General features: G+C 59.9%; 11 protein-coding genes. 10 read left to right on the forward strand and 1 reads right to left on the reverse strand.

The genetic code is table 11. The annotated features are described in order from the left end of the window. Positions 1 to 433: 433 nt before the first annotated feature. Complete coding sequence (locus ACVBEG_RS22205; RefSeq protein ID WP_322177506.1) at positions 434 to 1,810, reverse strand: L-serine ammonia-lyase; 1,377 nt, start codon at positions 1,808 to 1,810, stop codon at positions 434 to 436. Between the two features lie 476 nt (positions 1,811 to 2,286). Between ACVBEG_RS22205 and ACVBEG_RS22210 the strand changes: the two genes are divergently transcribed. The 10 genes from ACVBEG_RS22210 to mdtD all read left to right on the forward strand — a co-directional run bounded on the left by ACVBEG_RS22210 (position 2,287) and on the right by mdtD (position 14,659). Continuing rightward, positions 2,287 to 3,234, forward strand: coding sequence for a choline ABC transporter substrate-binding protein (locus ACVBEG_RS22210; protein WP_322177505.1), 948 nt, complete (start codon positions 2,287 to 2,289; stop codon positions 3,232 to 3,234). Between the two features lie 67 nt (positions 3,235 to 3,301). Next, entirely contained in the window at positions 3,302 to 4,147 is an 846-nt protein-coding gene (choW, locus tag ACVBEG_RS22215; protein ID WP_322177504.1) for a choline ABC transporter permease subunit, read from the forward strand. Next, positions 4,144 to 5,322: a choline ABC transporter ATP-binding protein gene (choV, locus tag ACVBEG_RS22220; protein ID WP_322177503.1), complete on the forward strand. Its 1,179-nt coding sequence runs from the start codon at positions 4,144 to 4,146 to the stop codon at positions 5,320 to 5,322. The genes choW and choV overlap by 4 nt, the downstream gene beginning before the upstream one ends. 190 nt (positions 5,323 to 5,512) lie before the next feature. Beyond that, complete coding sequence (gene betI / locus ACVBEG_RS22225) at positions 5,513 to 6,106, forward strand: transcriptional regulator BetI (protein WP_322177502.1); 594 nt, start codon at positions 5,513 to 5,515, stop codon at positions 6,104 to 6,106. Between the two features lie 108 nt (positions 6,107 to 6,214). Continuing rightward, positions 6,215 to 7,687 carry a betaine-aldehyde dehydrogenase gene (gene betB, locus ACVBEG_RS22230; protein WP_322177501.1) on the forward strand — a complete coding sequence of 491 codons (1,473 nt, stop codon included), beginning with the start codon at positions 6,215 to 6,217 and terminating at the stop codon, positions 7,685 to 7,687. An 83-nt stretch (positions 7,688 to 7,770) separates the two neighbouring features. Beyond that, on the forward strand, positions 7,771 to 9,474 hold the full coding sequence (gene betA / locus ACVBEG_RS22235; protein ID WP_322177500.1) for a choline dehydrogenase: 1,704 nt from the start codon (positions 7,771 to 7,773) through the stop codon (positions 9,472 to 9,474). Between the two features lie 203 nt (positions 9,475 to 9,677). Next, positions 9,678 to 10,331 carry an RraA family protein gene (locus ACVBEG_RS22240; protein ID WP_322177499.1) on the forward strand — a complete coding sequence of 218 codons (654 nt, stop codon included), beginning with the start codon at positions 9,678 to 9,680 and terminating at the stop codon, positions 10,329 to 10,331. A gap of 113 nt (positions 10,332 to 10,444) precedes the next feature. After that, a complete protein-coding gene (locus ACVBEG_RS22245; RefSeq protein WP_447108316.1) occupies positions 10,445 to 11,887 on the forward strand; it encodes a TldD/PmbA family protein in 1,443 nt (480 codons plus the stop codon). 8 nt (positions 11,888 to 11,895) lie between these two features. After that, a complete protein-coding gene (locus tag ACVBEG_RS22250) occupies positions 11,896 to 13,221 on the forward strand; it encodes a TldD/PmbA family protein (RefSeq protein ID WP_322182995.1) in 1,326 nt (441 codons plus the stop codon). A 7-nt stretch (positions 13,222 to 13,228) separates the two neighbouring features. Then, complete coding sequence (gene mdtD, locus ACVBEG_RS22255; RefSeq protein WP_322177497.1) at positions 13,229 to 14,659, forward strand: multidrug transporter subunit MdtD; 1,431 nt, start codon at positions 13,229 to 13,231, stop codon at positions 14,657 to 14,659. Positions 14,660 to 14,689: the final 30 nt, after the last annotated feature.

The raw sequence follows: 14,689 nt of genomic DNA on the forward strand, positions 1-14,689 counted from the left end.
GCCTCAGGCGAGGCTCTTGTTATTGCCCATGCGATGAGGGCTTTGTGATGACAACGCAAATGCCATGCCTAAAGTTGAATGGCCATTCAATAAAACCTGAAAACGACGTCGTGATGCGTCTATATAAGGACCCACGACTAGAGGGGTTATACGTCGCAGACGCCTTATGCTGCGGGCTGATTCGGGAGGTTGAGCACTTCGGTAGCACTTGTGTGAAGTGCGTACCGACCTAGACTAAAGGAGTGTCACTGCAGTGCACGAACCGACCAGCGGTAGGTGCTCAAAGTGCCGCGCGCTAAAAGGTGGCGGTGCAGACGGACAGTGCCCATTGAAGGAGCAAGCCTATAACTACGCGTCCCGCCGCGATGGCAGTCTGCCTGGCTAACCCGTCAAGCCCGCGCCTGCAGGATTTGGGCTCGCCGCAGATGGTGTCTCAACACTCAATGGCGCTGACCGCCAACCCGCCGCGCGAGGTTTCCTTGTATTTGTCATGCATGTCAGCGCCCGTATCACGCATGGTCCGGATCACCCGATCCAGCGAGATAAAGTGCTGACCGTCGCCCCGCAAAGCCATCTGCGCAGCATTGATCGCCTTCACCGCCGCGATGGCGTTGCGTTCGATGCACGGCACCTGCACCAGCCCGCCGACCGGATCGCAGGTCAGCCCCAGGTTATGTTCCAGTCCGATTTCCGCCGCGTTGCACAATTGCTCCGGGGTAGCGCCGAGAATGTCCGCCAACCCCGCCGCCGCCATGGCGCAGGCCGAACCCACTTCGCCCTGGCAACCGACCTCGGCACCCGAGATCGATGCGTTCTTCTTGCAGAGAATGCCCACCGCTGCGGCCGCCAGGAAGTAGTCGACCACATTGGCCTCGCTGACTTCCTCGCTGAACTTGACGAAGTAATGCAACACCGCCGGAATAATCCCCGCCGCGCCATTGGTGGGGGCCGTGACCATGCGCCCGCCTGCGGCGTTCTCTTCGTTGACGGCCAGGGCGAACAGGTTGACCCACTCCATGGCGCTGAGGGTCGAGCCGATCACGTTAGGCTTGCCTAACTCCAACAGGCTGCGATGCAAACGCGCAGCGCGACGGCGCACATTCAAACCGCCGGGCAGAATGCCTTCGTGCTTAAGGCCCTCTTCGACACAGTCCTGCATGGCGCGCCATAAACGCATCAGTCCGGTGCGGATTTCTTCTTCGCTGCGCCAGACCTTTTCGTTAGCCATCATCAGCTCGGACACGCGCAAGCCATGCTGCCGGCACAGGCCAAGCAGCTCGGCAGCGCTGGAGAAATCGTACGGCAACACCGTTCGGTCCATGTCCAGCACGCCGCTTGCAGCCTGGGCTTCATCCACCACAAAACCACCACCGACCGAGTAATACGTGTCTCGGTGCAGCTCTCCGTCAGCGCCTTCGGCAATCAGGGTCATGGCGTTGGGATGGAACGGCAGGTTTTCATCAATGAGCCGCATGTCGCGCTGCCACTGGAACGGGATGGGCAAGGCACTGTCCAATAGCAGCGTGTCGGTTTCCTTCAGGGTGGCGATGCGCAGCCCGATCTGCGACGGGTCGATAGCATCCGGCCATTCGCCCATCAACCCCATGATCACCGCATTGTCGCTGCCATGGCCGATACCGGTGGCCGACAGCGACCCATATAGCCGCACCTCAACCCTGCCGACCTGGGCCAATTGCTCACGCTCGCGCAGCCCTTGAACAAAAAGCGCCGCGGCGCGCATAGGCCCCACGGTGTGTGAACTGGAGGGACCGATACCGATCTTGAACAGGTCGAACACACTGATAGCCATTACCGCAAACCCTCTGTAGTCGAGACTCCCGACGCCAAAAGCGCCCGGTGACGGAGCTGCTACGCTGAAGCTGCTATCCGCCGAGATGGGCGCATCATCAGGCTTTTATCGCGGCGTACGGCGTCTGACACCGACGTACCCATACTCACTAACGTCGCCGCCGATGGAGAGCATCCCGGCATGACGGTTTGCGACTGATCTGAACATCAAGATGCCGTATCGACACCTGAAAGTACCTTTTTGCCGGCTAAAAAATCTGTAAGCGACGTTGCCGACACTGGATACGACCCTGTGTGTACTGGATGCGACGCCCCCTGTAGGCGTTTGTTTTTCACTGTTACATGATCAGTCTCGACTCGATTGCCAGGCGCAGCGGTAGAGCTGTTGCGTGACACGCCTCGCCATTCAGCTGCAACACACAAACCGCATCAGCCCCTTCGGCTGATGACGAGAAGAAAACACCCAGGAGTCCATCGATGAAAGGTTCCCAAACGTTGCTGTTGGCCGTTGCGCTGAGTCTGCCGCTGTTGGCGCAAGCTGCAGAACCGGCGCAGTGCGCGACCGTTAACTTCTCCGATGTCGGCTGGACCGACATCACCGTGACCACCGCAGTAACCAGCGCCGTGCTTGAGTCGCTCGGTTACAAAACTAAAACCACCATGATTTCCGTACCCGTGACCTACAAGTCACTGGCCGACGGCAAGAACATGGACGTGTTCCTCGGCAACTGGATGCCGACCATGGAGAACGACATCAAGGCTTATCGTGATGCCGGCACCGTGGAAACCGTTCGTCCTAACCTGGAAAACGCCAAGTACACCCTGGCCGTTCCTCAGGCGCTTTACGACAAAGGCCTGCATGACTTCGCCGACATCGCCAAATTCAAGAAGGAACTCGACGGCAAGATCTACGGCATCGAACCGGGTAACGATGGCAACCGCCTGATCCAGTCCATGATCGACAAGGACGCGTTCGGCCTCAAGGCCGCGGGCTTCAAAGTGGTCGAGTCCAGTGAAGCCGGCATGCTGTCCCAAGTGGATCGCGCCTCGCGTCGCAACACTGACGTGGTCTTCCTCGGCTGGGAACCGCACCCAATGAACACTCGCTTCAAGATGAAGTACCTGACAGGTGGCGACGACTACTTCGGTCCGAACTTCGGTCAGGCCACCATCTACACCAACACCCGCAAGGGCTACACCCAGGAGTGCAGCAACGTGGGTCAGTTGCTGAAAAACCTGTCGTTCACCTTGAACATGGAAAGCTCGCTGATGGGCAACGTCCTGGACGACAAAATGAAGCCTGATGTAGCAGCCAAAGCCTGGCTGAAGAAAAACCCACAGATCCTTGATACCTGGCTCGCTGGCGTGACCACCATTGACGGTAAACCAGGCCTGGAGGCCGCTAAGGCCAAACTGACCCAGTAACCCGAGTGCAGGCGGGTTCGCCCGCCTGCAGTTGTAAATATTCCCCCGCATGCGGACGTTCAATACCATGCTGACTGATCACAAAATCCCTCTAGGCCAGTACATCGCTGCCTTCGTCGAATGGTTGACTAAACACGGTGCCAACTATTTCGATTTGATCGCTTCGACACTGGAAACGATGATCCACGGCGTGACGTTCGCGCTGACTTGGTTCAATCCGCTGGCATTGATCGGCCTGATTGCTCTACTCGCGCACTTTATCCAGCGTAAATGGGGCCTGACCGCGTTTGTCATCCTCTCCTTCCTGCTGATCCTCAACCTGGGTTACTGGCAGGAAACCATGGAAACCCTCGCCCAGGTGCTGTTCGCTACCTTCGTCTGCGTGCTGATTGGCGTACCGCTAGGCATCGTCGCAGCGCACAAACCGATGTTCTATACCATCATGCGACCGGTCCTCGATCTGATGCAGACTGTACCGACCTTCGTTTACCTCATTCCTACCCTGACTCTGTTCGGTCTGGGTGTGGTACCCGGCCTGATTTCCACGGTGGTGTTCGCGATTGCCGCGCCTATCCGCCTGACTTATCTGGGTATCCGCGATGTACCGCAAGAGTTGATGGACGCCGGCAAGGCCTTCGGCTGCTCGCGCCGTCAATTGCTCTCGCGCATTGAATTGCCCTATGCCATGCCGAGCATCGCAGCCGGTATCACCCAATGCATCATGTTGTCGTTATCGATGGTTGTGATCGCGGCACTGGTAGGCGCTGACGGCTTGGGTAAACCCGTGGTCAACGCATTGAACACTGCCGATATCGCCCTGGGCTTCGAAGCAGGCCTGGCGATCGTACTGCTGGCGATCATGCTCGACCGTATCTGCAAACAGCCTGACGCACAGGTAAGGGGTGACGCATGAGCATAATCCGCTTCGACAACGTAGACGTTGTCTTCGCCAAAGACCCGCGTGAGGCCCTGAAATTGCTGGACCAAGGCCTCACGCGTGATCAGATCCTGAAGAAGACCGGCCAGATCGTCGGTGTAGAAAAAGCCAGCCTAGATGTCGAGAAAGGCGAAATCTGCGTGCTGATGGGCCTTTCCGGTTCAGGTAAATCCAGTCTGTTGCGGTGTATCAACGGTTTGAACACTGTCAGCCGTGGCGCATTGTTCGTCGAACACGAAGGCGCGCAAATCAATATCGCGTCGTGTACACCGGCCGAATTGAAACTGATGCGCACCAAGCGTATCGCCATGGTCTTCCAGAAATTCGCCCTGATGCCGTGGCTGACGGTGCGCGAGAACATCAGCTTCGGTCTCGAGATGCAGGGGCGTCCCGAAAAAGAACGTCACAAGCTGGTGGATGAAAAACTTGAGCTGGTGGGCCTGACCCAGTGGCGCAATAAAAAACCCGATGAGCTTTCCGGGGGCATGCAACAGCGTGTCGGCCTGGCGCGTGCACTGGCGATGGACGCCGACATTCTGCTGATGGACGAACCCTTCTCGGCCCTCGACCCACTGATTCGCCAGGGCTTGCAGGACGAGCTGCTGGAGCTGCAAAGCAAGCTGAACAAAACCATCGTATTCGTAAGCCACGACCTTGATGAAGCGCTCAAGCTCGGCAGTCGGATCGCGATCATGAAAGACGGTCGGATCGTCCAGTACAGCGTGCCCGAAGAAATCGTCCTTAATCCAGCTGATGAGTATGTGCGCACGTTCGTCGCCCATACCAACCCGCTGAACGTCTTGTGCGGCCGTAGCTTGATGCGCACCGTGGATAACTGCACCCGCGTCAACGGCGAGATCTGCCTCGACCCGAGCGGGGACTCGTGGATTGGTCTCGCGGAAGGCAACACCATCAAGGGTGCTCGCCAAGGCGCAGCCAACCTCGACCTGCAAAACTGGACGCCCGGGCAACCCATGGAAGGGCTGCACCGTCGTCCGACGCTGGTGCATTCAGACATCGGCATGCGCGACGCGCTGCAAATCCGCTATCAGACTGGCAACAAGCTGGTCCTGCAAGAAGGCAACCGCGTGGTCGGCATCCTCGGCGACAGCGAGTTGTACCACGCATTACTCGGGAAGAATTTGGGCTGACTCCACTGTGGGAGCGGGCGAGCCGGCTCCCACATTTTTTCTCCTTTCATAACCCGAACATCAAGAACATCACCCCATAGTCGTAGCCGTTATTTTTTATTGATTGAACGTTCAATTAAAACAAAATAGACTGCTTCACCGCCGAATCGATCAAAACATGATCACTTGGCGACCTAAGGAGATGCTTGAAATGCCAAAGGTCGGTATGCAACCCATCCGCCGTCAACAGTTGATCCAGGCCACGCTAGAGGCGGTCGATCAGGTTGGGATGGGCGACGCCAGCATCGCGCTGATCGCACGATTGGCCGGTGTGTCGAACGGCATCATCAGCCACTACTTCAAAGACAAGAATGGCCTGATCGCAGCGACCATGCGCCATCTGATGAATGCCCTGATCGTGAACGTCAGCGAGCGCCGCATGGCACTCAGCGATAACAGCCCACGGGCGCACCTTCAGGTGATTGTCGAGGGCAACTTCGACGCCAGCCAGGTCAACGGCCCGGCGATGAAAACCTGGTTGGCCTTTTGGGCCGCCAGCATGCACCAGCCTTCATTGCACAGGTTGCAGCGGATCAACGATCACCGTCTGTATTCAAACCTGTGCTGCCAGTTCCGCCGGGTACTGCCACAGCCTCAAGCGCGCAGTGCAGCCCGCGGCCTGGCGGCTTTGATCGACGGATTATGGTTGCGCGGCGCGCTGTCGGGAGATGCTTTCGACACCGAGCAGGCGCAACAGATCGCTTACGAATACATGGACCAGCAACTGGCGAAGCAGGCGAGCTAGAACGCACAACCGCATCAGCCCCTGAACTACCACTGACTCGCGTTGCCACAACCAGATGGCACCAGATCAGTGGTGAGCGCCAAACCACACCGCACTTGCGAGGACACTATGGCCCGTTTCGAACTGCAAAAACTCTACATCGACGGCGGTTACGTCGACGCCAGTGGCGATGCCACTTTCGAATCCATCAACCCGGCTAACGGCGAAGTCCTTGCCACCGTACAGCGCGCGACCAAAGAAGACGTCGAACGCGCCGTGGCAAGTGCCGAAAAAGGTCAGAAAATCTGGGCCGCGATGACGGCCATGCAGCGCTCGCGCATTTTGCGTCGGGCGGTGGATATTTTGCGTGAGCGCAATGATCAACTGGCCGACCTGGAAACCCTGGACACCGGGAAATCGATTTCCGAAACCCGTTACGTCGACATCGTCACCGGCGCCGACGTCCTGGAATATTACGCAGGCCTGGTCCCGGCCATCGAAGGCGAGCAAATCCCGCTGCGCACCTCTTCGTTTGTCTACACCCGCCGCGAGCCGCTGGGTGTAGTCGCCGGTATCGGCGCCTGGAACTACCCAATCCAGATCGCTCTGTGGAAGTCCGCCCCAGCCTTGGCGGCCGGCAACGCGATGATCTTCAAACCCAGCGAAGTCACGTCACTGACCACCCTGAAGCTGGCCGAAATCTATACCGAAGCCGGTGTTCCGGATGGCGTATTCAACGTGCTGACCGGCAGTGGCCGTGAAGTGGGCACCTGGCTGACCGAACACCCGCGCATCGAAAAGATTTCGTTCACGGGGGGTACTGACACGGGCAAGAAAGTCATGGCCAGTGCGTCGAGTTCGTCGCTCAAAGACGTGACCATGGAACTGGGCGGCAAGTCGCCGCTGATCATTTTCGACGATGCCGACCTGGACCGTGCGGCCGACATCGCGATGATGGCCAACTTCTACAGTTCCGGTCAGGTGTGCACCAACGGTACTCGGGTGTTCGTACCGAGCGCATTGAAAACCGCCTTCGAAGCCAAGATCCTCGAGCGCGTCAAGCGCATCCGGGTCGGCAGCCCGCAGGATGAAAACACCAACTTCGGCCCGCTGGTGAGCTTCGCCCACATGGAAAGCGTGCTGGGCTACATCGCCAAAGGCAAAGCAGAAGGCGCTCGTCTGCTGTGCGGCGGCGAACGGTTGACTGAAGGTGAATTGGCTAAAGGCGCATTCGTTTCAGCCACCGTATTCACTGATTGCACCGACGAGATGACCATCGTCCGCGAAGAAATCTTTGGCCCGGTCATGAGCATCCTCAGCTACGACACCGAGGAAGAAGTAATCCGCCGCGCCAACGATACTGAATTCGGTCTGGCCGCCGGGGTCGTCACCAAAGACCTGAACCGCGCCCACCGCGTCATTCACCAGCTCGAAGCCGGTATCTGCTGGATCAATGCCTGGGGCGAGTCAGCCGCAGAAATGCCGGTCGGTGGCTACAAGCAGTCGGGCGTAGGTCGTGAAAACGGCATCAGCTCGCTGGCGCAGTACACCCGCATCAAGTCCGTACAAGTTGAACTGGGCGATTACGCGTCGGTGTTCTGACATCCCACTGGCCGCCTTCGCGAATACATTCGCGAAGGCGGCACATCTGACACACCCCCGCCCATTAACAGAGGGTGCATTTAATGTCCCAAGCATTCGATTACATCATCATCGGGGCCGGCTCTGCCGGTAACACCCTGGCGGCCCGTCTGACTGAAGACCCCGGCGTAACCGTGCTGCTGCTCGAAGCGGGCGGCCCGGACTATCGCTTCGACTTCCGTACCCAAATGCCTGCTGCCCTGGCCTTCCCGCTTCAGGGCCGTCGCTACAACTGGGCGTACGAAACCGATCCAGAACCGCACATGGACAACCGCCGCATGGAATGTGGTCGTGGCAAGGGCCTGGGTGGCTCTTCGCTGATCAATGGCATGTGCTACATCCGTGGTAACGCCATGGACTACGACGGCTGGTCGAAAACCCCAGGCCTGGAAGACTGGAGTTACCTCGACTGCCTGCCGTATTTCCGCAAGGCGGAAACCCGTGATATCGGCCCGAACGACTACCACGGTGGCGACGGCCCGGTCAGCGTGGCCACACCTAAAGCCGGTAACAACCCCCTGTTCCACGCCATGGTCGAAGCCGGTGTGCAAGCTGGTTACCCGCGTACCGACGACCTGAACGGTTATCAGCAGGAAGGTTTCGGCCCGATGGACCGTACCGTGACGCCCAATGGCCGTCGCGCCAGCACCGCTCGCGGTTACCTCGATCAAGCCAAAAATCGCTCGACCCTGACCATCGTCACCCACGCCCTGACCGACCGGATTCTGTTCGATGGCAAGCGCGCAGTCGGCGTGTCTTACATGGTCGGCGACAGCGATACCCGTATCGAAGCCAAAGCGCGCAAAGAAGTGTTGCTGTGCAGCGGCGCCATCGGTTCGCCGCAGATTCTGCAGCGCTCCGGCGTCGGCCCGGCCGCACTGCTCGAGAGCCTGGACATCCCTGTGGTTCACGACCTGCCAGGCGTGGGCCAGAACCTCCAGGACCACCTGGAAATGTACCTGCAGTACGCCTGCACCCAGCCGGTTTCGCTGTACCCCTCGCTGTTGTGGTGGAACCAGCCGGCCATTGGCGCAGAGTGGATGTTCCTGGGTACCGGCATCGGCGCCAGCAACCAGTTCGAAGCCGGCGGTTTCATTCGCTCGCGTGAAGAATTCGAGTGGCCGAACATTCAGTACCATTTCCTGCCGGTCGCGATTAACTACAACGGCAGCAACGGCGTGAAAGAACATGGCTTCCAGGCGCACGTCGGTTCCATGCGTTCGCCGAGCCGTGGTCGCGTGCAGTTGAAATCCAAAAACCCGCGCGAATACCCGAGCATCCTTTTCAACTACATGGCCACCGAGCAGGACTGGCAGGAATTCCGCGACGGCATCCGCCTGACCCGGGAAATCATGCAGCAGCCAGCGCTGGACCCGTACCGTGGCCGTGAAATCAGCCCGGGCATCGACGTGCAGACGGATGAGCAACTCGATCAGTTCGTGCGTGAACATGCCGAAACCGCGTTCCACCCCTCCTGTTCGTGCAAGATGGGCACCGACGAATTGGCCGTGGTCGATGGTGAAGGTCGCGTGCATGGGGTGCAGGGTTTGCGTGTGGTCGACGCGTCGATCATGCCGCTGATCACCACCGGCAACCTCAACGCACCCACGATCATGATCGCCGAAAAAATCGCCGATAAAATCCGTGGCCGGTCTCCCCTGCCCCGCAGCACGGCTGTCTACTATGTGGCCGGCGACAAGCCTGCACGCGGCAAACCGCTGCGTGAAGTCAGCCGTACGGCACAGTAAGCCTGACTGACGCGGTGTGTCCCGCACACCGCGTCAAACCCTTCCTGCACCTGACCGCACTTGATCCCGACCTGTGCGCAGGCCTAATCTATTGCCACGCAAACGATCAACCCCCTGCTTCAATCGACGCGCCAGCCCTGACTGGCCACGAGGCTTTTTCTATGTTTGATGTAGTGTCTTCGAGCTTATGGCCCACGGGCTATATGATCAACCCAAACGCTGAACCCCTCGACCCGAAATGGCTGCAAGCCTTCAGCAAGATTCCCGCCGCAGCGGTCAGCGACTGCCTGGGCCGCAATGTCGGCGGTCTGGGGCTCAAAGCGTTCCACGGTAATACTCCCATGCTCGGCAGCGCCCTGACCGTGCGCGTTCGTCCTGGCGATAACCTGATGATCCTCAAAGCCATGCAAATGGCCCGTCCCGGCGATGTGCTGGTCATCGACGGCAGCGCCGACCTGACCCGCGCGGTGTTCGGCGGCATCATGCGCGCCATGGCACTCAAGGCCGGCATCGTCGGCGTGGTCATCAACGGCGCCCTGCGTGACCTCGATGAGTGGCAGACCGGCGAGCTTCCGGCTTATGCCATCGGTGGCGTACACCGTGGCCCGAGTACCGACGGTGGCGGCGAAATCAACGTGCCGATTTCCTGTGCGGGCATGCTGGTAATGCCGGGCGACCTGATGATTGGCGACGGTGACGGCGTGGTCGCCGCAGCCCGCAGTGAACTGGCCGAACTGCTGGTGCGCTGCCACGACCTGCTGGCGCGCGAAAAAGCCACGCTGGAAGCGATCCAGGCCGGCACGCTGGACCCGGCACGCTTCGACGCAATTCTGCGCAGCAAGGGTTGCCCGGTTTAAAACTGTTCAGGCTGAACCTATAACCCTGTCAGCTATTTTGCGACCGCTATGCGGTCGATCGCGGGTAAGCGCGCTCATACATCCGCGATGCCCGCAAAAAGGAGCCTCCCTGCATGTTCGATTTCTCCGCTCAGCTCAAGCAGCGGTTTGCCGCCTTGCAGAGTCGCGCCGAATTTTTCTCGCTGCGTTACGTCCGGCAAACCAGCCAACACCTGTCGGTACGCAAAAACGTCGCCGAGCCCCCGCACCTGAGCCGTGACGAAGGTGCGATGTTGACGGTTCGGATCAACGGCGTCGAAGCCTACGCCGCGACTAACGATGTCTCGCAACGGGGGCTACAGACCGCGCTGGAAAAAGCCGAGCAACATGCTCTGGCTCTCGCACCCCACGCCCTTCTGGATCTTCGCGATCAGCCGGTGTCCATCAGCCGCGCCGATTATCTTTCGCCCAACCTCAGCGACGCCTTCCCATCGCTGAGTGAGTGTTACCAATTGCTCGGCGCCGAGTCTGCCGCCGTGCCCGCCGACAAACGTCTGGTGAGCTGGCAGGTCAGCCTTGGCCTGGAGAACGTCGAGCAAATTTACCTGAACAGCGCCGGTGCCGAGATTCGTCAGGCCCAGCGTTACGTCTACCCGGGAATGAGCGTCACCGCTTACGACGGCCAGGACAGCCAGACCCGCAGCCTCGGCCGCGACAACTTTGGCCAGCAAGGCGGCGCCGAAGTCATCGCCAACTGCGGGCTGATTGGCGCGGCGGCGCAGGTTGCCGATCAGGCCTTGCAACTGATCATGGCCCCCAACACCCCGTCGGGACCGCGTGATCTGCTGCTGACGCCGGACCAGATGATCCTGCAAATCCATGAATCAATCGGCCATCCGCTGGAACTGGACCGCATTCTCGGCGACGAGCGTAATTACGCGGGCACCAGCTTCGTCAAAGCCAGTGACTTCGGCAGCCTGCAATACGGCTCGGAACTGCTCAACGTGACCTTTAACCCGGACATACCCGAACAGCTCGCCAGCTACGCGTATGACGACGACGGCACGCCAGCGAACAAAGAGTTCCTGATCCGCGAAGGCTTGCTGATTCGGCCCTTGGGCGGCGCGTTGTCGCAATACCGCTCCGGCATGGAAGGGGTCGCCAACAGCCGCGCGTGCAGCTGGAACCGCCCGCCGATCGACCGCATGGCCAATCTGAATATCGAGCCCGGAGACCAACCACTGGAACAGCTGATCGGCGGCATCGAGCACGGCATCCTGATGTCGACCAACCGCTCGTGGTCGATTGATGACGCACGCAATAAATTCCAGTTCGGGTGCGAATGGGGTCAATTGATCGAAAACGGCGAACTCAAAGGCGTGGTAAAAAACCCGAACTACCGGGCCATTTCCGCGTACTTCTGGTGCAACCTCAGCGCTGTTGGCGATGCCAGTACCTTTGAAGTCCTGGGCACACCCAACTGTGGCAAAGGCGAACCTAATCAGGTGGTCCGCGTAGGCCATGCCTCACCCGCCTGTGTCTTCTCCCAGGTCGATGTTTTCGGAGGGGATGCGTGATGGCGCAGATGACTCAGCAACAGCAGTTCGAAGCGCTGGTCGAGTGGCTGCGCAGCGCGATCACCGGAACGGAAGCTTTCACCCTCGGCTACAACGCCGAAGCCTCGGAATTCATTCGTTTCAACCATGCCAAAGTACGTCAGGCCGGGCATGTGCAGCAGGCCAGTCTGAACGTCAAATTGATCAATGACGGCCGACATGCAGACCTGCACCTGACCTTGGCGGGCGATGCTCAGGTCGATCAGGCACGCTTGGCCGAGGCGCTGCAACAATTACGCGAAACGTTGGTATTGCTACCGCAGGATCCCTATCTGCTGCCCAACACCGACGCCTGGCAGATCAGCAACAGCCAGAACCCGCCGCTGCCAGACACCGCCCGCGTGCTTGAACATATCAGTGATCTGGCTGAAGGCCTGGACCTGGTGGGCTTTTACGCCGCTGGCCCGCTGTACCGGGGTTTCGCCAGTTCATGGGGTGCTCTGGGCTGGCATCAGGCCAACAGTTTCAACTTCGACTGGAGCCTGTTCCACGCCAACGGTCAGGCAGTCAAAGCCAACTACGCGGGCCACGACTGGGACGATGCGACGTTCGCCCGGCGCTTCCAGCAAGCGTGTGAGCAACTTGAGTTTCTCGATCAACCCCTGCACACCCTGGCGCCCGGCCAATACCGCGCCTATCTGGCCCCCGCCGCGCTCGATGAAATCATCGGCATGTTGTGCTGGGGTGGTTTTTCCGCGGAAGCGCTGGCCAGCAAGACCAGCCCGCTGCAACGGCTGTACAACGGCGACGCCCAGCTCAACCCGCGAGTGAGTCTGGACGAACAGGTGACAGGCTCACTGTCACCGGCGTTCTCCGGAGAAGGGTATCCGCGCCGGGATCTGCCGCTGATCAATGCGGGCCTCGCCCAAGAACAACTGGTCGGTTCGCGCAGCGCGGCAGAGTATGGCCTGGCCGCCAACGGTGCTGGCGGAGGCGAATCGCCAAGTGCACTGAGCATGGCGGCAGGTACGCTGGAGCTGGAGCAGGTACTCGAACAGCTCGGCACCGGGCTCTATATCAGCAACCTTTGGTACCTCAACTTCTCCGACCAGGCAGCCGCACGCCTGACCGGGATGACCCGCTTCGCCACGTTCTGGGTCGAGAATGGCAAGATTCAGGCGCCCGTCAGCACCATGCGTTTCGACGACAGCGCCTACAGCCTGCTGGGTACCGCCCTCGAAGCGTTGACCCGAGAGCGGGAACTGATTCTGTCCGCCAGCACCTACAATCAACGCCAGACAGCTTCAAGCCTGCTGCCGGGCGCCTTGATCAGCCGATTGACCCTCACGCTCTAAGGATCGTATGCCGAACAGCACACCGTTTCTGGATGCTCGAACCCTGCGCTGGCTGCCATGGGTCGTCGCGATTGCGTTTTTCATGCAAAGCCTCGACGGCACGATCCTCAACACCGCGTTGCCGGCCATGGCCCGTTCCCTGGCCGAAGACCCGTTGCGCATGCAGTCGGTAGTGATCGCGTACATGCTGACCGTGGCCTTGCTGATTCCAGCGTCGGGCTGGATCGCGGACCGGTTCGGCATCAAGCGGATTTTCTTTGGCGCGATCCTGTTGTTCAGCCTGGGCTCACTGCTGTGTGCGCTGTCCAGCTCACTGAGCATGCTGGTGGCCGCACGCGTGGTTCAGGGCCTGGGCGGTGCGTTGATGGTGCCCATCGGCCGCTTGATTGTGTTGCGCGCCTACCCCCGCTCCGAGCTGGTGCGGATCATGAGTTTCATCACGGTGCCCGGCCTGCTCGGCCCGTTGCTGGGACCTACCCTGGGTGGCTGGATCGTTGAGTACCTGAGCTGGCACTGGATTTTCCTGATCAACCTGCCCGTGGGACTGCTCGGCTGTTACGCGGTCAAAACCCTCGTGCCGGACCTGCAAGGCGGTGGCCGAACACGCTTCGATGGCGTCGGCTTTGCGCTGTTCGGTGCGTCGATGGTGCTGATCACCATCGCTCTGGAAGGCTTGGGCGAACTTCACCTGCCGCACATGCGCGTGGTGCTGCTGTTGTTTGGCGGCATGGCCTGTCTGGCGGCTTACTGGCTGCGGGCCGGGAATATCGATTACCCCTTGTTCGCACCAGCGCTGTTCCGAACCCGGTCTTTCGCTGTAGGGATTTTTGGCAACCTTTTCTCCCGGCTGGGCAGCGGCGCCCTGCCCTTCCTGGTACCGCTACTGTTACAAGTGGCCCTCGGTTATTCACCCTCCAAGGCCGGGATGAGCATGATCCCGCTGGCCATCGCCGCCATGCTCACCAAGCCGGTGGCACGCCCGCTGATTGAACGCCTCGGTTACCGTGTGGTGCTGACCGGCAACACGTTTCTGCTGGGTGCACTGCTGGCGAGTCTGGCGCTGGTCGACGCACAGACTCAGTATTGGGTGTTGCTGGTCCATCTCGGCTTGATGGGCGCGGTGAATTCACTGCAGTTCACCGCGATGAACGCCGTGACCCTGATCGACCTCGACGACGCCAGCGCCGCCAGCGGTAACAGCCTGCTGTCCGTTGTGGCGCAGTTGTCCTTGAGCCTTGGGGTGGCCTGCGCCGCCGCGTTGCTGGGCGGCTTTACCGACGACGTGACCAGCGGCGAAGTGAGCAGCCTGTTGGGCGCGTTCCAAATGACCTTCCTCAGTGTTGGCGTGCTGTCGATGCTGGCCGCCGGGATTTTCTTGCAGTTGCCGCCCAAGGGGAGTCAGGGTGTTCCTCGTCCGGAACCAGAGATCGAGCATTAATGCTGGCCCGCGACCTGATACACTGCGCGA

It is taken from the genome of Pseudomonas sp. GG8 (assembly GCF_052976945.1).

Excerpts from the sequence above, each read along its gene's own strand:
- ACVBEG_RS22205 (WP_322177506.1), bottom strand. The coding sequence starts at position 1,810 with ATGGCTATCAGTGTGTTCGACCTGTTCAAGATCGGTATCGGTCCCTCC.
- ACVBEG_RS22210 (WP_322177505.1), top strand. The coding sequence starts at position 2,287 with ATGAAAGGTTCCCAAACGTTGCTGTTGGCCGTTGCGCTGAGTCTGCCG.
- choW (WP_322177504.1), top strand. The coding sequence starts at position 3,302 with ATGCTGACTGATCACAAAATCCCTCTAGGCCAGTACATCGCTGCCTTC.
- choV (WP_322177503.1), top strand. The coding sequence starts at position 4,144 with ATGAGCATAATCCGCTTCGACAACGTAGACGTTGTCTTCGCCAAAGAC.
- betI (WP_322177502.1), top strand. The coding sequence starts at position 5,513 with ATGCCAAAGGTCGGTATGCAACCCATCCGCCGTCAACAGTTGATCCAG.
- betB (WP_322177501.1), top strand. The coding sequence starts at position 6,215 with ATGGCCCGTTTCGAACTGCAAAAACTCTACATCGACGGCGGTTACGTC.
- betA (WP_322177500.1), top strand. The coding sequence starts at position 7,771 with ATGTCCCAAGCATTCGATTACATCATCATCGGGGCCGGCTCTGCCGGT.
- ACVBEG_RS22240 (WP_322177499.1), top strand. The coding sequence starts at position 9,678 with ATGATCAACCCAAACGCTGAACCCCTCGACCCGAAATGGCTGCAAGCC.
- ACVBEG_RS22245 (WP_447108316.1), top strand. The coding sequence starts at position 10,445 with ATGTTCGATTTCTCCGCTCAGCTCAAGCAGCGGTTTGCCGCCTTGCAG.
- ACVBEG_RS22250 (WP_322182995.1), top strand. The coding sequence starts at position 11,896 with ATGACTCAGCAACAGCAGTTCGAAGCGCTGGTCGAGTGGCTGCGCAGC.
- mdtD (WP_322177497.1), top strand. The coding sequence starts at position 13,229 with ATGCCGAACAGCACACCGTTTCTGGATGCTCGAACCCTGCGCTGGCTG.